Annotated in this window: 18 protein-coding genes; 5 read left to right on the top strand and 13 right to left on the bottom strand. The window is 53.3% G+C overall.

The window, feature by feature from the left end; genetic code table 11:
- On the top strand, positions 1–468 hold a 468-nt coding region (locus FTO68_RS04785; protein ID WP_255332242.1), incomplete at its 5' end, for an IS66 family transposase.
- A gap of 72 nt (positions 469–540) precedes the next feature.
- On the opposite strand, the gene sepS is transcribed toward FTO68_RS04785, so the two are convergent.
- From sepS to FTO68_RS04825, 8 genes are all read right to left on the bottom strand, one after another.
- Positions 541–2127 (bottom strand): O-phosphoserine--tRNA ligase, encoded by a 1587-nt coding sequence (gene sepS / locus FTO68_RS04790; RefSeq protein ID WP_255332243.1) that lies wholly within the window; start codon positions 2125–2127, stop codon positions 541–543.
- Positions 2124–3020, bottom strand: a complete 897-nt coding sequence (gene twy1, locus FTO68_RS04795) for a 4-demethylwyosine synthase TYW1 (RefSeq protein WP_255332244.1) — start codon at positions 3018–3020, stop codon at positions 2124–2126. Before twy1 ends, sepS begins: the two co-directional genes overlap by 4 nt.
- Complete coding sequence (gene argS / locus FTO68_RS04800) at positions 3001–4668, bottom strand: arginine--tRNA ligase (protein WP_255332329.1); 1668 nt, start codon at positions 4666–4668, stop codon at positions 3001–3003. Before argS ends, twy1 begins: the two co-directional genes overlap by 20 nt.
- Complete coding sequence (gene prf1 / locus FTO68_RS04805) at positions 4668–5945, bottom strand: peptide chain release factor aRF-1 (RefSeq protein WP_255332245.1); 1278 nt, start codon at positions 5943–5945, stop codon at positions 4668–4670. The genes argS and prf1 overlap by 1 nt, the downstream gene beginning before the upstream one ends.
- A 78-nt stretch (positions 5946–6023) precedes the next feature.
- Positions 6024–6518 (bottom strand): NUDIX hydrolase, encoded by a 495-nt coding sequence (locus FTO68_RS04810; protein ID WP_255332246.1) that lies wholly within the window; start codon positions 6516–6518, stop codon positions 6024–6026.
- Entirely contained in the window at positions 6515–7186 is a 672-nt protein-coding gene (gene queC / locus FTO68_RS04815; RefSeq protein WP_255332247.1) for a 7-cyano-7-deazaguanine synthase QueC, read from the bottom strand. Before queC ends, FTO68_RS04810 begins: the two co-directional genes overlap by 4 nt.
- Positions 7187–7801 (bottom strand): 7-carboxy-7-deazaguanine synthase QueE, encoded by a 615-nt coding sequence (locus tag FTO68_RS04820; protein WP_255332248.1) that lies wholly within the window; start codon positions 7799–7801, stop codon positions 7187–7189.
- A 2-nt stretch (positions 7802–7803) separates the two neighbouring features.
- Positions 7804–8208: a 6-pyruvoyl trahydropterin synthase family protein gene (locus tag FTO68_RS04825; protein WP_255332249.1), complete on the bottom strand. Its 405-nt coding sequence runs from the start codon at positions 8206–8208 to the stop codon at positions 7804–7806.
- Between the two features lie 166 nt (positions 8209–8374).
- On the opposite strand from FTO68_RS04825, the gene FTO68_RS04830 reads away from it, so the two are divergent.
- The 4 genes from FTO68_RS04830 (at position 8375) to rbcL (ending at position 12997) form a co-directional block, all read left to right on the top strand.
- Positions 8375–8803 (top strand): 30S ribosomal protein S12, encoded by a 429-nt coding sequence (locus FTO68_RS04830; protein WP_255332250.1) that lies wholly within the window; start codon positions 8375–8377, stop codon positions 8801–8803.
- Positions 8804–8808: 5 nt separating this feature from the next.
- Positions 8809–9399: a 30S ribosomal protein S7 gene (locus FTO68_RS04835; protein ID WP_255332330.1), complete on the top strand. Its 591-nt coding sequence runs from the start codon at positions 8809–8811 to the stop codon at positions 9397–9399.
- A gap of 22 nt (positions 9400–9421) precedes the next feature.
- Positions 9422–11617 (top strand): elongation factor EF-2, encoded by a 2196-nt coding sequence (locus tag FTO68_RS04840; protein ID WP_255332251.1) that lies wholly within the window; start codon positions 9422–9424, stop codon positions 11615–11617.
- Between the two features lie 87 nt (positions 11618–11704).
- Positions 11705–12997 (top strand): type III ribulose-bisphosphate carboxylase, encoded by a 1293-nt coding sequence (gene rbcL / locus FTO68_RS04845; protein WP_255332252.1) that lies wholly within the window; start codon positions 11705–11707, stop codon positions 12995–12997.
- A 27-nt stretch (positions 12998–13024) separates the two neighbouring features.
- Here rbcL and FTO68_RS04850 read toward each other — a convergent pair whose 3' ends face one another.
- From FTO68_RS04850 to FTO68_RS04870, 5 genes are read right to left on the bottom strand one after another with little or no spacing between them, the layout of a single operon-like run.
- A complete protein-coding gene (locus tag FTO68_RS04850) occupies positions 13025–13918 on the bottom strand; it encodes an HdeD family acid-resistance protein (protein WP_255332253.1) in 894 nt (297 codons plus the stop codon).
- Positions 13919–13975: 57 nt separating this feature from the next.
- Positions 13976–14560 carry a YIP1 family protein gene (locus FTO68_RS04855; protein ID WP_255332254.1) on the bottom strand — a complete coding sequence of 195 codons (585 nt, stop codon included), beginning with the start codon at positions 14558–14560 and terminating at the stop codon, positions 13976–13978.
- Between the two features lie 52 nt (positions 14561–14612).
- Positions 14613–15341, bottom strand: coding sequence for a YkgJ family cysteine cluster protein (locus tag FTO68_RS04860; protein ID WP_255332255.1), 729 nt, complete (start codon positions 15339–15341; stop codon positions 14613–14615).
- A 13-nt stretch (positions 15342–15354) separates the two neighbouring features.
- Positions 15355–15774, bottom strand: coding sequence for a hypothetical protein (locus FTO68_RS04865; RefSeq protein ID WP_255332256.1), 420 nt, complete (start codon positions 15772–15774; stop codon positions 15355–15357).
- Between the two features lie 50 nt (positions 15775–15824).
- Positions 15825–17603, bottom strand: coding sequence for a Na(+)/H(+) antiporter subunit D (locus tag FTO68_RS04870; protein WP_255332257.1), 1779 nt, complete (start codon positions 17601–17603; stop codon positions 15825–15827).
- Positions 17604–17740: the final 137 nt, after the last annotated feature.

Consider the following 17740-nt stretch of genomic DNA (forward strand, 5'->3'; position numbering starts at 1 on the left):
CTGATTGAGATCCATACTGCGGTACAGGAGGCCCCTGAATCAGCAGATTCTCTCTCCCAGATCGAGATAGAGGAGTTCCAGAGACGATTTGATGAGATCATCGAGACAGGAATTGCTGAAAATCCTCCTTCCACCGAACCTGTTCCAAGGAAACGTGGGAAGAAGAAAAATACCCGGCCACAGAACCTGATTGAGCGGTGTCAGAAGTACCGGACTGAGATCCTTCGGTTCATGACAGATTTCAGAGTACCATTTACAAACAATCTCGCAGAGCGTGATATCAGGATGGTGAAGGTGCAGCAGAAGATCTCAGGATCATTCAGGAGTGTTGAAGGAGTATCGAACTTCTGCCGGGTAAGAGGGTATATCTCAACTGTGAAGAAGAATGAGGGGTCAGTACTTGCCGCCATCAAAGGAGCATTCAGGAGAGAACCCTTCATGCCCACTGTGGCTTACAGGTATAGCTGACCAGTTACTGCGTGAGTTTGAAAAAGAAGAGAGGATTTTCCTCTGGAAGATAGGCGAATGCGAAGAGAACCCTTATTCTCCCCGCACCCTGCTCTCCACGGTCATGAAGATCGGGCCACGGAGATCAATCTTCTTCTGGTTATCGGTGACAAAACGCATCGCATGATCGGCAATTTTGATATTCACGTCTGAGGGAAGTTTTGCCATCTTCACCTGCACGGCTGTCCCTTCCCCGCACCGTGCCGCCTCCTCGATCCTGGCAGCCGCAAGGAGTGCAACGGTGTCGATGAACCTGATTTCGGTTCTGGTGCCATTTGCCCTGATATTCGCAAATTTTTCGGTATCGGGAACCCCGAGGATTGCACCCTCATTGATAAAGACCTCGTTTCCGCAGGCAGGCCCAAGGAGCTTCGATTTCTCTTCAGGCTCAATAACAATGACATCAAGTGCTGTTCCTGAGATCTCTCCTGACCAGACGGGGAACGAGCAGGGAGATGGTTCTGCCGCATGCTCTGTGGCAACCGCTGCGATTGCCTGTGCAAGGACACGGCCAGCCTCTGTTGACGGCTCTTCGCGGACAGAGACCGCCCGTGCGAGATCCCGATCGGTGAGAGTCGGTGGATAGAACTGGCCGAAGCTGAGCTTTCTGACATCATCTGCCTGGTGGAGGATCATCGCAAGCCGCTCGACGCCAAGGCCGAGGTTCATCACCGGGATACCAACTCCATACTCCCCAAGTGCGGATGGCGAGTAGATCCCAAAGGTCGCCACCTCCACCCAGTCATGCACCGGGTGGCGTGCATACACCTCAGTCTGGGTACCGGGCATGTAGTACTTCGACCGCTTCTCATCTGGCCTGAACTCAAAGTCAGTGAATCCGAAGGCTGAGAGGAGCCCTTCGGCAACCGCCATCCCCTCGTCAAGGGTGACATCCTCGCCGGCTACGATACAGGATGCCGAATGGTAGCTCATCAGCCGGGTTGCACCCTCCTCCTGCTCGCGCCGGAAACAACGGTCGATCGAGAACATCCGGATCGGATGGGGATGGCGCATCCAGCATTCGCCAAGCGACATGAACCACCCGGAGGTCATGTGGGATCTGAGGGTGGACCGGGACGATTCCGGTGCAAGCTCCCGGAATTCGGGGAAGACCGCATCGAGGATATGGACAACCGTGGCATCATCGATCCCAAGCACCACCGAAAGTTCATGGGTGAGATCATCGCCATCAAAGTCACCCTTCTTATACCGGTGCAGGCAGGTGCGGAGTGCCTCTTCTGTCTGCGAATCGATCGATCTTCCGGTGATCGCTTCGATCCCCTCGATCTGCTTCCGTGCTATACCGACATTTGGCCGGGGAAGTCCGCCAAGATAGAAGACGCGATCCAGGACCGCCATCGCCTCGGGCCCGAACTGCCGGTATACCTCCTGTTCCTCGACGATCACCGGGTTCATCGCCTCATCAAAGCCCATTGAAAGGTATGCCTGCCTGAGCTTCTGGATGGTATCAAAGACCGGGTGAGGCCGGGCGCGCCGGTACATGTACCGGGGATACTGCCGGGAAACCGGCGGTGTGGAGAGCACCTTTGGCCCGTCATGCCATGCCCCTTCAAAATCCTCTTTCGAGCGTTTCCTGAACTCTTCTGCATCAAACTTCATAGATCCTCCTCAAGACAGACCACCCGGGATACCGGACTCTCGTCCCTGATCCGGTACCCTGCCGATTCCGCTATCTTCTCCGCAAAAGAGCGGACATAGGCATGTTCAGGCATCTGATCCATTGATAATCTGCTTCGACTGTATCCAAGATACATATATCCTTTAACCTCCACAAAACTCGGATGAGCATCGGCAATGATCCGCCCATATGCCTCGGGCGAATGATCATTCAATCCCTTCACAAGCGTCACCCGTACAGCCGATCTCCGGGTCGAGAGGAGTGAGAGGCTTTGAAGCACCCCTTCCCAGTAATCCCCTTTCGGGCGGCAGAGCATCGTATATGTATCCTCATCAGGCGCATCAAGGGAGATGTAGAGCTGTGTCGGATGGAGCTTCTCCACCACCTCCGGACGGGTGCCGTTTGAGACGACAAAGACGGTATACCCGTTCTCTTTAAAGAGATCGACAAGGGCGGGGAGCTGCGAATAGCAGGTCGGCTCACCTGAAAGCGAGATTGCCACCTGGTTTGGGAATTCGGAAGCCTCCTGCCACATCTCCGGGGTGACATCCCGGTGCGGCTTATATCCGGCAAGCCCCTTTTTATGGAGTTTTTGTGCACCCGAGACGATTGCTTCAGGTGTCAGTTCGATCTCATTCTCAACCTCATGTTCCATCGAACGCCAGCAGAAAAGGCACCGCTGGTTACAACGGAGCGTCGGGGTCATCTGGATGCACCGGTGGCTCTCGATCCCGTAGAACTGGTGCTTATAGCACATATCCCCGCCGCGGAGTGCCCGCTTGCTCCACATGCAGGGCTTTACTGCGGCAGATGATTCCGGAGAGAAGAAGAGGTATCCCTGCTTCCGCAGGGCATCACATGCTTTCGAGCGCATCGATACCAAGGGTCTGCAGGGCTTCCCCAAGAGTGTTCCGTGTCGCGTCAACCAGCGCAAGCCGGGCATCCCTGCTCTTCCCTTCGGCTTTTAAGACCGGAACAAACCGGTAGAAGGTATTGAAGAGATCAGCCAGATCCCGGATATAGGTGGCGAGGAGATGGGGGCGGAGATCCGTGACGACGGCATCGAGCACTGCCGGGAACCGGGCGATCGCTTTTGCGAGCGCTATCTCATGCGGGTCATCATACTCATACACCCCGGTATACTCACCAGCCTTTGCCAGGATCGAGCATGCCCGTGCATGGGCATACTGGATATAGGGGGCGCTCTGCCGTTCAAAATCAAGTGCCTGCTTCCAGTCAAAGACGGTGCTCTTCTCCGGCGAGACCCGGACGATATCATACCGGATTGCGCCGACTGCAACCGATCTCGCAATAGCCCGCCGTTCTTCTTCCGTCAGCTCCGGCCTCCGTTTTGTCACCTCATCAAATGCCCTGATGGTGACCTCCTCAATCAGCTCGTCTGCTGAGATAAACTTCCCTGCACGGGTGCTCATCGACCCTTCCGGCAGGGAGACGAACTCGAAATGCAGGATCTCAGGCGCCCGCTCACCCATCAGTTCGAGCGTTGCTGAGAGCTGGGCTCCGATCAGCTTGTGGTCAGCTCCCAGCACATCGATAATCCGGTCATAGTTGGCATTCTTCCAGACATGATATGCAAGATCGCGTGCCGCATAGACGCTTGTTCCATCGGCACGCCTGAGGATGTACTTCTTCTCAATCCCTGATGCTGAGAGGTTCACCGAGAAGAGTTCTCCATCATCCTCTCCCTCATGCATGCGCGAGAGGATATCGAGCACACGGTGCATATCCCCAATCCTGACAAAGGTGCTTTCGCGGACATACCTGTCATGCACCACATTCAGATCAGAGAGGGTCTCTTTAATCCCGTCAACACAGGTATCAACCGCCTCACGGAAGACCTTTTCAATATCCTTCCCTCCACGCTCGATCTCCTGCATCAGCCGCTCGATTTCACGGTTGATCGACTCATCCTTCTCGATCTCGCGGTTTGCCTGGATGTACACGCGGGCAATGAAGTGATCGCCTTTCTCGCCCTCATTCCTGGCAATACCAAGGGTCTGAAGGCCCCAGACCACAATTGCGATCTGGCGGCCCATATCATTCACGTAGTATTGGACTTCAAGCGGATACCCGGACTTCCGAAACGTCCGTGCGAGCGTATCTCCGAGGATCGTGTTCCTGATGTGGCCGACATGCAGGGGGCCATTTGGATTGGCACTGGTATGTTCAATCATTATCCGCTTATGCTGTTTTGGAAGCGAGCCATACGCGGGTAACCGTGCCATCTCAACCGACTTTCTGATATAGTCATTGCCAAAGGTGAAGTTCAGGTACGGCCCGACAGCAGCTACGGAGATGCCATCCATATCCGGGTGGTGTTGCAGCTTCTCCAGAAGATCTTTTGCGATGATAGCAGGTGCTTTCCTCTCTTTTTTCGCGCATGCAAACGCAATCGTGGATGCGATATCCGCATGATCGCCTCCATCAACAAGGAGAGGATCCTCCTCACCGGTGCATGCCATCAGCACGCGTCCAATCCGATCAATTGTTTCCAGGTACATCATAACCCCGTCCGGTACCGCAGGATAGCAGCAATTCCGCCGAACGCATTGTAGAGCATTGCCCCTTCCTCAAAATCATCCGAGATGATCTCGACTTTTGTGCTGCTCTGGTCGGCGAGGGTCGTCAGCTCATCGATAATATCTGTCTCATCCTCCAGGAAGAGAGGCGAAGTGCATTTCGGGCAGTTGCCGAAATCAAGACCCGAGGTCTTCTTTCCCGGCTCAATCTGGATCGTCCGCTCCTCGCTATGGTTGCATGCACCGCACCTGATCAGGAGGCGAAGTTCGCGTAGTCTGGATGAGAGGAGGAGGATATCTACAGACCCGGCTTCGAGGTTCTTCCTGATGCTCGCCTCACCATAAGCTGCAAGGCCGTCATCTTTGGTGAGCTCCTTGAAGAACTTTGACATGATATTCTTCTCCTTCATCAGGTCGACACCCTTCAGGGCATCGGCGGCGGCATCAACGAGTTCTGCAAGTCCGCTCTCGTTTGTGTAGGCAACATCAAAGAGGCCGATCATCCGCTTCTTTACCTCGTGGTGGAGATAGTCTCCATCGGCAAACTCCTCTTTCGTGGGGGTAGGCCCGCCGATCAGGAGCCCCTTGAAACGATTGAAGAAATCCTTTTCGGCAAGGAACGTCTCGCTTGCCCGTTCTCCAACTTTCTTATAGAATTCATTGATTGCGATCAGCCTGAGACGCTCAAAACGGGCTGCTGACTGGCCGCCTTTCCGCTGTTTACCCGGAACAGTCGAGGTGGTTCCATTGATTGGCTCAATCCGGTTGCCACGGAGGAAACCCCAGTAGGATTCACGGCGATCGAGGACAAGCAGGCCATAGACATACTTCTCCTCAAGCATCAGCCTGAGTGGTTCCAGCTCGAAGTTTGAGCTGCACCGGTACATATAGGTGCCAAGCGGCTCAGGCGGCTCAACGATTATTGTCTCAAACGTGCTCCTGTCACCTCCGACGTTAACGGCACCTGAGAAGACCGCCATCCCATTCGGTGGCGGGGTTTTATAACTCTTCAGGCGCGAGAGGATCGAAGAGAGGGCGCTCTGTACATTCGTCTTCGTCTGCTTGCTCTTGATGTTTGCACACTGCCCGAACTCATCGCGGAGCTGTGCAGTTACATCGTATATCTGCTTATCTGGAGGAATATAGAGGGATATCAGCTCGGTTCCACTCCCCTCTTTCTCCTCGAGGCGTTCGAGCATCTTCTTGAACTCGTACCGTCGGCGTGCCTCATCCTTCTCGGTCTGTACTGTTTCGGCCATGGGGGTATGTCACCATTATAAAATGGGTTATTATTGTTCTTCTGCTCCAATAAAGATGATTATTGACCAGTTACTCATCTATACGCACCTGAAAAGGAGAACAATCGTTTTTGCATCGATTATCCTCCCGTCATGCGCCATCTGTTCTGCTTCCTTCCGGTGGATGCGGACTACATCAATCACCTCATCATCATCAGGCTCAAAGTCGTCTGCCGGGGTGAGGCTCCTTGCCTCATACAGGCGGATCACCTCATCGGTGAAACCAGGGGAAGTCATGAGCACCCCCCGGGGGATCAGCTCATCAGATCGCATCCGGATCTCTTCAATCAGCTCCCGCGATGCCGTCTCTTCAGGAAGCTCGCCATCCTCCATCGTCCCGGCAGGCGCTTCATAGATGTAATCGCCGATTGCAGGGCGGAACTGGCGGATCAGGTAACAGTCATCGCCATCGCAGGGGAGCATCGCAACAGCACCGCCGGGACGGACGATGATCGCCTCTTTCCTCCTGCCATTTGGGAGATCAATGGTTTTCAGTTCAACCGAAAGGCGCCTTCCCTGGTAGATGATCGTCATTGAGTTCTCCGGTACGAAATCGGATCGGTTTTGCCGACGGCACGGAATGCCTCAAGCCTGTAGTGGCAGGAGGAACAGGTGCCGCATGCAAGATCATCGCTCTGATAGCAGGACCATGTCTCCTCATAGGGAACAGAGAGAGAATAGCCCACCTTCAGGATCTCCGCCTTGTTCATTCCGACAAACGGCGCCATCAGCTCAATCGGCTTCTCTGACATCGTCCCAAGGTCGATTACTGCCTGGAATGCCCCGATAAATTCCGGCCTGCAATCAGGGTACCCGATATAGTCCCCTGCCTGCACCCCGATGAAGATCGCATCGCCCCCCCTCGCCTCACAGAAGCTGGTGGCGATGGCAAGGAGGTTTGCATTCCTGAAGGGAACATAGGTATTCGGCCGCTCTTTTGGAGATTCTTCAAATGTTTCAACCTCTATTGCATAATCAGTGAGGCTGCTTGCCCCAAAGGCCTTGAAATAATCAAGGGAGATGACGACAGGAGAGTCTGCACCAAGGAGTGCTGCGAGCCGCTGCGCGCACCGGAGTTCCCGTGATTCTGTCCTCTGCCCATAGGTGATATGAAGAGGGAGGATATCATATCCCATATTCTTTGCATAGTAGGCAAGGGTGGCCGAGTCCATACCGCCTGAGAGGAGACATACTGCTTTCATTTATTTCACTCCGATCTGCTTATGAAGCTGGAGCTGGAGACGAACCGGAAGATCCCATTCCATAACCGTCTCTGCAATCTGTGCGTAATCCGATCCATACACCGGTGAGATGAAGATGGCACCCGGAACAGGGTGCGAGCGGATCTGCTCATATGCATACTCCAGATCCGCGTTATCTGCCACAACATATTTGACAGAATCTTCTGACCCGATATCAGCTAGGAGCGTGAGATCGCTCTGCTCACCAGATGACGGGCATTTTACATCCATGCTGATGGAAGCATATGGCTGAACCAGGCAAAAGGGGATCGTTCCGTTCGTCTCGATATCAATTGCATATCCTCTTGCAGATAATTCCCTGAGCAGAGGGGCCAGCTCATCCATCTGGAGGAGCGGCTCGCCTCCGGTGACGCAGAGATACCGGGTGCCCATCGCCTCTATCCGGTTCAGTATATCGGCTGAACTGAGTTCTTTGCCCGCTGCCGCTGCCCTCGCATCCGGGGTATCGCACCACCGGCAGCCGAGGTTGCATCCTGCGAGCCTGAGGAAACAACAGCGCATCCCCTGGCGCCTGCCTTCACCCTGAAAACTCGAAAAGATCTCAAAGACCTGCATATTTAGCGTTCAACCTCAGAATAACAGCCTTCAGACTCCCAGACACGCACCTTCGTAACCCGGCAGTCCAGCCCCATCGAGCGGCATGCCGAATCGATCATATCTGCAATCTCAACAGTCAGAAGTTCGCTTGTTGGATCTCCATCTGTTGTGACGACATCCTGGAACTGCGAGAGGCATTCCACCATCGGATCCCTGGCATTGAGGATCACCTGGTGATCATAACATTCCACAAGTTTTTTTATGCAATTATAATCTATCAGGATCTGCGTTCCTGCATCCACATTCCCTTCAAGCCAGACCTCGGTGCGCCAACGGTGCCCGTGGAGGCGGGCGCATTTCCCGTCATAATTGAGGAGACGGTGGCTTGCATCGAAGTGGACCTCCTTGTATATGCGGACTGACATGTTGTTATCCATTAGAGAAGAGAACGTATAAGGTTATTATTAGAGACCACGCATGAATGTAGGAACGAGTGGCTTGCGGATAGTATAATAAAACACTTCCGCGCAATATGTATTCCAGATTCTGGAGTATCCACCGGATCAAAAACCAGAATATAGAGGTCTATACATGGGACAGGGAAAATTTGCAGCGAGAAAACTCCAGCGCGACTCAAAGAAGTTCCGCTGGAGCGATTCCAGATATGCACGACGTGCACTTGAACTGAAACTGAAGGCAGACCCGTTAAAGGGCTCACCGCAGGGACGTGGTATCGTCCTCGAAAAGGTCGGTGTTGAGGCAAAACAGCCAAACTCTGCTATCAGGAAGTGCGTCCGTGTGCAGCTGATCAAGAACGGACGTCAGGTGACCGCATTTGCCGTCGGCGATGGTGCCATCAACTTCATCGATGAACACGATGAAGTGACAATTGAAGGTATCGGAGGACGTATGGGACGTTCTATGGGAGATATCCCGGGAGTTCGTTTCGTTGTAACCGCAGTGAACAATGTCTCACTCCACGAGCTTGTCATGGGACGCAAGGAGAAGGCGCGCAGGTGAGCATGATGACCGAAGAAGCACAGAATACACAGAAAGCAGTCCTTCTCTTCAACAAATGGGACCCGTCAGAAGTCGTCATCAATGATCCCGGTCTTGAGAGGTACGTGAGTTTCAAGACGATGGCTGTCCCGCACAGCTGCGGACGGCTTACCCAGCAGCAGTTCACCAAATCCTCAATGGCAATTGTTGAGCGGCTGATCAACCGCCTGATGCAGGTCGAGCACAATACCGGAAAGAAACAGCTCTGCACCAGGATTGTGATGGATGCATTCGATATCATCCACAAAAAGACAAAGCAGAACCCAATCCAGGTTCTTGTCGATGCAGTCGGCAATGCCGGGCCCCGTGAGGAGACGGTCAGGCTGAAGTACGGAGGCATTAATGTGCCAAAGTCTGTTGACACCGCTCCTATCCGGAGAGTAAACACCGCGATGAAATATATTGCAACCGGTGTCTGGAAAGGGTCCCACAAGACAAAGCGCCCAGCTTCCCAGGTGCTTGCCGATGAGCTGATCGCAGCTGCAAAGGGCGACTCGAAATGTTTCTCTGTCGGTAAGAAGGAAGAAGTCGAGCGGATTGCTAAGTCCGCCCGCTAATCAATACTTTTTTTGGTGAATTATGTCACGCGGCAAAAAGATGGTGGAGAAAGTTTCGGAGCTGATGGACAAGCCCGAATTTATCCGTAACATTGGTATCGTTGCACACATCGACCATGGAAAGACCACATTCTCTGACAACCTCCTCTCCGGAGCAGGGATGATCTCAGAGGAGCTCTCTGGAAGGCAGCTCTTCATGGATTCCGATGAGGAAGAGCAGGCTCGTGGAATTACAATCGATGCATCGAACGTCTCGATGGTTCACGAATATGGCGGGAAAGAGTACCTGATCAACATGATCGACACCCCCGGCCACGTCGACTTTGGTGGCGACGTCACCCGTGCAATGCGCGCAGTCGATGGTGCAATCGTCCTTGTCGATGCAGTCGAAGGGCCGATGCCCCAGACCGAAACGGTCCTGCGCCAGGCGCTCAAAGAAGGTGTCCGGCCGGTTCTTTTCATCAACAAGGTCGACCGTCTCATCAATGAACTGAAGGTCGACCCGCAGGAGATGATGATCCGTCTTGGCCGTGTCATCGACAAGGTCAACAAGCTGATCAAAGGGATGAACGAGAAGATGTACACCGAAGGCGGATGGAAGCTCGATGCAGCAACCGGCACCGTCGCGTTCGGATCAGCCCTCTACAACTGGGCAGTCTCAATCCCCTACATGCAGAAGAGCGGCATCTCCTTCAAGGAAGTCATCGACAAATGTAATGCCGGTGACATGAAAGCACTCGCAAAGTCCAGCCCGCTCCACGAAGTGGTACTCGATATCGTCGTCAAGCACCTGCCAAACCCGATCGATGCACAGAAACGCCGTATTCCGATCATCTGGCATGGCGACAAGGAATCCGCCGAAGGAAAAGCGATGCTCTCCTGCGACCATAAGGGTGCTGTAGCCATGATGGTCACCGACATCTCCTTTGATCCCCATGCAGGCGAGGTTGCAACCGGTCGTCTCTTCTCAGGAAAACTGAGCCGCGGGATGGAGCTGTATGTTGTCGGAACGGCAGGAAAAGCCAACCGACTCCAGCAGGTCGGTATCTTCATGGGCCCGACCCGTGTCGAGGTAGAACAGATCGTCGGTGGAAACATCGCGGCTGTGACCGGCTTAAAAGATGCCATTGTCGGTTCAACTGTCACCTCCAGCAAAGAGATGACACCCTTTGAGTCGCTGAAGCACTACTCGGAACCGGTCATGACAGTTGCAGTCGAAGCGAAGAACATGAAGGATCTTCCAAAGCTCGTTGAGGTTCTTCGCCAGGTCGCAAAGGAAGACCCGACGATTCGTGTCAACATCAATGAGGAGACCGGAGAGCACTTAATTGCAGGCATGGGAGAGCTGCACCTTGAGGTTATCACAGGTCGTATCCGCCGTGACAAGAACGTTGATATCGTCACCTCAGAGCCGATCGTCGTCTACCGTGAGACTGTCACCACAAAGGCAGGACCCGTAGAAGGGAAATCGCCAAACCGCCACAACAGGTTCTATATCGAGGTTGAGCCCCTTGACCAGGCTATCGTCGATGCAATCCAGAACGGTGATGTCTCGATGAACATGAACCAGATCGAGCGTCGTGATGTGCTCGTTGGCCTTGGCATGGATAAGGATGAGGCAAAGAATGTCAAGGACATCTACACCACCAATCTCTTCCTCGATATGACAAAGGGTATCCAGTACCTGAACGAGACGATGGAGCTCGTACTCGATGGCCTGCATGAGGCGCTCGATGGCGGCCCGCTCGCAGACGAGCAGGTGCAGAACCTCAAGATCCGGCTGATGGATGTGAAGCTCCACGAGGATGCTATCCACCGTGGCCCTGCACAGGTGATCCCGGCAGTGAGAGCTGCTGTGAAAGCTGCATGCCTGATGGCAAACGACCAGCTCCTCGAACCGGTCCAGAAGATCCAGATCACTGTTCCGCAGGATCAGATGGGAGCAGCAATCTCCCAGATCCAGGGTCGGCGCGGACAGCTCACAACAACCGATTCTGAAGGTGACCAGATTGTGGTCAACGGTACTGCGCCGGTTGCAGAACTCTTCGGGTTCGCAGGCGATCTCAGGTCGGCAACCGAAGGGCGTGCAATGTGGAGCACCGAGTTTGCCGGATTCCAGCTGGTACCTGCAAGCCTTGTCAATGAAGTTGTGATGGGCATCCGGAAGCGGAAAGGCTTGAAGGAACAGATCCCAACACCAAACGACTACCTCGCATAAGAGGGATCACCTCCACCCTGTCCTTTTTTTATCCTTCTCTTATCAACAGGGCGACATTTATCTATATCATCCGCTATAGGGATGGGTATGCCAATCGACTGGTACGACGAATTTGTTGATCTGAGCTATACCCCTGCTGGGGACGACATCGTCTGTCTCTTCTCCTGCACACCCGCATCAGGGATCAGTATGAAGGAGGCAGCAGGAAGGGTAGCTTCAGAGAGCTCCACCGGGACATGGACAACCCTCCATTCCCTTCCGCCACGGATGAGGGATCTCCAGGCTACCGCCTTTGAAATTGACGGGCAGTACCTGAAGATTGCCTATCCGATCGGTCTCTGGGAAGAGGGCAATGCCGTCCAGCTCTTAAGCGGTATCGCCGGGAATATCTTCGGGATGAAGGCAGTCGACCAGCTCAGGCTGATTGATGCAACCCTCCCGCAGGCGTACCTGAAACACTTTAAAGGACCGCATTTCGGCAATGACGGAATCAGGGAACTGACCGGCATCAGGGGCCGCCCCCTTACCGGGGCAGTGCCAAAGCCGAAGATCGGGTTCTCCGCATCCGAACATGCCGATATCGGGTTTGAAACATGGATGGGAGGGTTCGATTTTGTCAAGGATGACGAGAACCTCACCTCCACTTCCTTCAACCGGTTCGATGACCGGGTGGCCGCACTCACAGAAAAACGCGATAAGGCTGAGCAGATCACAGGTGAGAAGAAGTCAGCGTTCATCAATATCACTGCAGATACCGAGACGATGAAGCAGCGGGCGGATCTGCTGGCTGCCCATGGATGGAACTATGCGATGATCGATGTGGTTGTCACCGGATATGCCGCTGTCATGACGCTCCGTGACTACTGCTCAGACCTCGGCCTTGCGATCCATGCCCACCGGGCAATGCACGCGGCATTTGATCGCGATCCCCGGCATGGGATCACGATGCAGTTCCTTGCCAAGATGATGCGGCTGATCGGCGTTTCGCAGATCCATACCGGAACAGCAGTCGGAAAGCTTGTCGGCACCCCTCAGGAAGCAAAAGTTCTTGCCGATTTCCTGCGGGAAGAGAAGGTGCAGGCAGTCCCTGAGATGGCGCTTGACCAGAACTGGGGGCATATTAAAAGTGCCTTCCCTGTCTCCTCAGGCGGACTCCATCCCGGTCTTGTCCCCGATGTCCTTGACATCTATGGCAGCGAACTCGTGCTCCTCGTATCAGGCGGCATTCACGGCCACCCGGATGGGACACGTGCCGGGGCTGTAGCCACCATGCAGGCGATTGAAGCATGGCAGGAAGGCGTCTCACTTGAGGAGAAGGCTAAAAAGGCGCCAGAGCTCGCACGTGCACTTGAGAAATGGGGCGCCTATAAGCCGATATAATCAGAAAGGGTATACTCCTGTTCTCTCTCACAGAGGGGAGGGGGCTCTCATCCTTTTTCGGAGTGCCATTCCCTCTGCAAGCAGATAGAGACCGATGAGCAGGGCAATCCCTGCCAGAATATACATCAGGATCGCGATGATCGCCTCCGGTGCAATGACCGCCATGAATGCAACAGTGAGCGAGAGGATACCTACCACAAGTCTCAGGTAGAAACCTTCAGGAACAGCTTTTTTCCCTCTTAAAACCCTTTTCAGTGAGATCCAGGCACTTGTAAAGGTCCATATCGCCAGCACAAAAAGGAAGGTTCCTGCAAGTTCATCCGGTTCCGAGAAGAACGAGCTGATGGCCAGAAGAGCAATCCCTAGCCCGATAATGAAGCGCCCAATCGATCGCAATCGAAATGGCCTCATTACAAACGCAGACCTCAGAAAAGGATAAGAAAGAGCCAGGAAGAGGACGGGGATGATGACCCGGGTGAGGCTGTCAAATGTGATGAATGGTTCAGTCAGTATCAGGATGCCAAAGAGGAGCATGAAGATACCGCAGAAGGTAACGAGCTTCCATGCCTTCACCTGTTCCGAGAGCACTTCAGGAGTATTCTGTACAAGAGCTTTTTTTGAATCGATAAGGAGAGCTGATATGGTATCAATCACCATCAGGACGAGCGGGGCATCATCTGCAAGATGAAGAACCGGGTGCTCTTTTGGATCATAGCGATCCAGGTGCACCCTGTATTCGCTGGCGGTCTCATGCAGGTGGTACTGGCCGAACCGGTAGCTTGCGAGTGTTCCGGGGGAGGGGATATTCATGCGGGAGATGACCCATTTCTCCGAAAGTGGAGATATAACCTCGCTCTTTGGCACCACCACCTCCCAGACCCCTTCATGGAGGGGGGCAAGGAGATCTTCTAACCTCTGCATGAATTAAAGTCTCTTTATGGTATATTTCTGCGTATCTATCGAAAAAGGGATGTGGATCTAGAAGGTGACCGATGGTATCTCAGCTACCGTTACGCTTGCAGGATTCACAATAAAGAACATGAGTCCAAGTACGGCAAGGATGACAATAACAATCACAGGCAGGAGCACTGCGATAACCGCTCTAAACGTTGAAATTCCATGATAGTCCCGGACACCCATTATCATGAGGATAAAGCCCCATATGGGTGCGAGGAAGCCGATTACAGGAATCCATCCGATAGCCGCCATCGGTGTTTCCGAGAGTGAGAAGGCACGCACCGTTGCGGTATAATCGCCATTCCCCCCGACGATTCTGGCACAGATATGGATGATCGCACCCGCAATCAGAAGCGATATCGTCCCGAAGATGACAATTGCGATGATAAAGCTAATGGCAGCGGCGATATCACCGCCCGGTGAGAGGGGCATTGGGATTTGCGGGCCGATGAGGAGGGCGATTGCAGCGGAGAGCACAGAATAGATGATCACAACAAGCAGGAAATAGATGATCGAGTCGCCAAGGGTTCCCGATCTGCTTCTTTGAATCGTTTCACCCGGTGATGTGATCATCCCGCGGAATGTTTCAATTAAAGGAAGTGACATATATAATGAAATGGCAATCCTCTATAAATACCCTTTCCAGGCTCTGAATGTGTTATGGGTGCGAAAATCCCCGGTAATCCTCAATTCTTACGACATGGCAATCAAATGATCCTCCCGCATAGACCATCACCCTGACCGGCTCACCCTTCTGGAACCGCTGATATGCCTGATCATAGATCTTCCTGACATGCCTCAGGTTCTGCTCATTAAAATACCGGCTAATTGCTTCCCAGAAACCGATCTGCTGACGGATGAAGGCAAGCTCATAGGCGATTACTGCTTCTGCGATCTGTTCTGCCTCTGCCTCTTCAATGGGCAGATGGTACTCTCCATGATCGCCAACCCCCGCAATCTGCCGCCAGTCTACCACGCCTTCTGCATCAGGTTCCTGATGGAGCATATATGGATAGATCCGGCATATCGAGAAGCGATCTTCATAGATACTGCACCGGTTCTCCTTCGTCAGAAAGAGGCATCTCCCGTCTTCCTGTACCCTGAGTGCATATCCGGATACATACAGGGTGCCATTTGAATCTCCAAATTCAAAGTCAGGCGCCGGAATGAGAGCTTCGGGATGATTATTTCGGAGATAAGGGAGATCGCGATCAAGAAGGAAGACATGGCCGTTACAGGATGCGGTGCAGCACCGTCCGCACCCATCACATGCAAATCCGACATCACAGATGATCTCAATAAGCCTCTCTTCCGGATATGAGAGGAGTGATGATTCCTCCTCCCTGAGGGTAAGAATGCGGCGTGTAACAGGATCGCTTCGGCTCATTGTTCAGAATGAATTATTCATTAGGAGGGAGCAATGCCCGGATATACGGATCATAACGCACTCCTGCACAGGATGCACATTCCATTTTACCGACAGCTATTATCTCGGCTGAGACCATATCATCCTCGAGGAGAATCAGCCCCTCCTCTTCAATAACCCTGTAAAACTGTTCAATCTCAAGGTATGGGCGGGCTTTTGGAGGCAGGGCAGAAAAATCGATGATATCATCCTGCATTGTTGACGAGCGGGCTATTCTTTCATCAAAGAAGAGGTATACCGCGATTCCGTACTGTTCATGGATAGTCTTCAGCCTTGATAGCGGCACCATCTCACCAGGGATAACACCAAGGGTTTTGCACCTCTCTCCAACCGAATTCCCGGCTATCCGGCTGTATGGATTCAATGTGCCTTTATTTCCGGTGGGTTCTGTCATTGCTTTCCTGTACTTCTGTATCCGTGGTCAATAAAGGATCGCTTCAGGTATCAGATGAGAAAGACCGTCAGAAAGAGGGTAAAAGCGACCGCAGATGCTACGAAGATGCCGTATGCTGCATTGGAGGATTCCGGGACCGCCTGCGGATAGGTACGGATAAGGGTAGAGAGGCGGATTTTTCTCCTGCTCTGTGAAGCAGGGTTGAATGAGAGAGGTACCAATACCGATTGTACCAGGATATCTGCTGCCATGACCGGGTTTTTTGTAAACCATGAAGCTCCCTTCACACACCAATCAAAAAAGTCTGAGAACCTGCCCGATATAGTTGGAAGGATCGTGTGGGAGAGGGAGAGGACACCACTGCCTGCTACACGATAGAGTGCCATCATGTCCGGCGGAATATAGGTGGGCTTTTTTATCATGCTCCTCACCACCCAGAGGTTCAGCAGCACTGCGGCAAAGATGATGATCATCTCCAGGATATGCGAGATACTGAAGATATCGTGGGTGACCGGATAGGGGAGGATCGAGAAGAGGAGCCAGGGATAGACACCGTAAATGATACAGGCTGATGCTGTCATCACCATAGCAATCTGCATTGGAACCGGAGGGTCGCGGGTGACCAGATCAAGCTTCTCCTTTATGAACGCATAGTAGTTTAATTTCACAAAGGAGAGGAAGGTGCCGATCGATCCGATAAGGAGGAGGAGCTCGAGGGTTAAAAGGCCGCTTTCGGCAGCCGCTCCGACGATCATCTCCTTGCTCACATAGCCATTGAACCCCGGCACCCCGGAGATAGCAGCTGAAGCAATGAGGGAAGCAGAGAAGGTGATCGGCATCTGTTTCCCGAGTCCACCGAGTTCGGAGAGGCGGTGCCTGCCAGTCTGGAAGATGATCGCCCCCACAACCATGAAGAGGAGGGCTTTATAGAGGATATGGTTGAAGAGGTGGGCAATACCCCCATTAAGAGCAAGCGTGGTGCCGATACCAACCGCAGCGACCATGTATCCCACCTGGCTGATCACATGGTACGAGAGGAGCATACGCATATCATCCTGGAGGATGGCAAAGACAAGTCCGTAGACGACCATGATCGCTCCGATATACATTACCGCCTCAGAGCCGGGGAGGGTACGTGCCAGCAGGTACACCGCCGCTTTTGTCGTGAAGATGCAGAGGATAACCGATCCCACAATCGATGCCTTTGAATATGATTCTGGGAGCCAGGCATGGAGCGGGATAATGGCGGCATTCATCCCGATCCCGATGATGAAGAGGAGGGAAGCAGTGCCAGGGGCGGCAGGGCCGATCTGCATCGAACCGGTTTCAGCAAGCTGAACGGCGATTGCTGCAAGGAGGAAGACCCCTCCGAGGATATGCATCAGGGCATATCTATACCCGGCACCCTTCGACCCCTCATATCCATGCCATATGAGGGCAAGCGAGGATAGGGCAAGCAGTTCCCAGAAGATAAAGAGGGTGATGAAGTCGCCTGCATAGACGATCCCCATTCCTGAGGCGACCTGGACAAGGAGTGCCATCTGATGGGAAAGACGCTCCTCCTGGCTCGAATAGATGACCGCAAGGACACTGATCCCTGCGAAGATATAGCCAACTACCCGTGAGAGCCCGTCAACCGAGAGGAGGGAGAGCCCGATGCCGGGGAGAAGCTGAAGGAGAGGCACCTCCATTCCGTATTCCTGAAGGCTGATTGCAGCAAGCCCGGCTATTGTAACAAAGAGCATCCACTCATGCCGCACCCTCTTTGGGAGGAGTGGAAGGAGGGCAGCACCGATGATGTAGATGAGGAAGGGAGGGAGAGCTATCATGGGTGCTGCCTCCCGGAAAACGAGAGCCCCCGCTCGTTCTGAGGGCGTCCAGCCTTCAACAAACAAACATTCATCATAGTATCAGTCGAGTGGTTCAACCGGAGAACCGGCCTCTTTGTACATAGACCTCTCTCACC

It is taken from the genome of Methanocalculus taiwanensis (genome assembly GCF_024372745.1).
In the GTDB taxonomy this organism is placed as follows: domain Archaea; phylum Halobacteriota; class Methanomicrobia; order Methanomicrobiales; family Methanocorpusculaceae; genus Methanocalculus; species Methanocalculus taiwanensis.

Bases quoted from the DNA above. Each gene is read 5' to 3' on its own strand.
- sepS (WP_255332243.1), bottom strand. From the start codon at position 2,127: ATGAAGTTTGATGCAGAAGAGTTCAGGAAACGCTCGAAAGAGGATTTT.
- twy1 (WP_255332244.1), bottom strand. From the start codon at position 3,020: ATGCGCTCGAAAGCATGTGATGCCCTGCGGAAGCAGGGATACCTCTTC.
- argS (WP_255332329.1), bottom strand. From the start codon at position 4,668: ATGTACCTGGAAACAATTGATCGGATTGGACGCGTGCTGATGGCATGC.
- prf1 (WP_255332245.1), bottom strand. From the start codon at position 5,945: ATGGCCGAAACAGTACAGACCGAGAAGGATGAGGCACGCCGACGGTAC.
- FTO68_RS04810 (WP_255332246.1), bottom strand. From the start codon at position 6,518: ATGACGATCATCTACCAGGGAAGGCGCCTTTCGGTTGAACTGAAAACC.
- queC (WP_255332247.1), bottom strand. From the start codon at position 7,186: ATGAAAGCAGTATGTCTCCTCTCAGGCGGTATGGACTCGGCCACCCTT.
- FTO68_RS04820 (WP_255332248.1), bottom strand. From the start codon at position 7,801: ATGCAGGTCTTTGAGATCTTTTCGAGTTTTCAGGGTGAAGGCAGGCGC.
- FTO68_RS04825 (WP_255332249.1), bottom strand. From the start codon at position 8,208: ATGTCAGTCCGCATATACAAGGAGGTCCACTTCGATGCAAGCCACCGT.
- FTO68_RS04830 (WP_255332250.1), top strand. From the start codon at position 8,375: ATGGGACAGGGAAAATTTGCAGCGAGAAAACTCCAGCGCGACTCAAAG.
- FTO68_RS04835 (WP_255332330.1), top strand. From the start codon at position 8,809: ATGACCGAAGAAGCACAGAATACACAGAAAGCAGTCCTTCTCTTCAAC.
- FTO68_RS04840 (WP_255332251.1), top strand. From the start codon at position 9,422: ATGTCACGCGGCAAAAAGATGGTGGAGAAAGTTTCGGAGCTGATGGAC.
- rbcL (WP_255332252.1), top strand. From the start codon at position 11,705: ATGCCAATCGACTGGTACGACGAATTTGTTGATCTGAGCTATACCCCT.
- FTO68_RS04850 (WP_255332253.1), bottom strand. From the start codon at position 13,918: ATGCAGAGGTTAGAAGATCTCCTTGCCCCCCTCCATGAAGGGGTCTGG.
- FTO68_RS04855 (WP_255332254.1), bottom strand. From the start codon at position 14,560: ATGTCACTTCCTTTAATTGAAACATTCCGCGGGATGATCACATCACCG.
- FTO68_RS04860 (WP_255332255.1), bottom strand. From the start codon at position 15,341: ATGAGCCGAAGCGATCCTGTTACACGCCGCATTCTTACCCTCAGGGAG.
- FTO68_RS04865 (WP_255332256.1), bottom strand. From the start codon at position 15,774: ATGACAGAACCCACCGGAAATAAAGGCACATTGAATCCATACAGCCGG.
- FTO68_RS04870 (WP_255332257.1), bottom strand. From the start codon at position 17,603: ATGATAGCTCTCCCTCCCTTCCTCATCTACATCATCGGTGCTGCCCTC.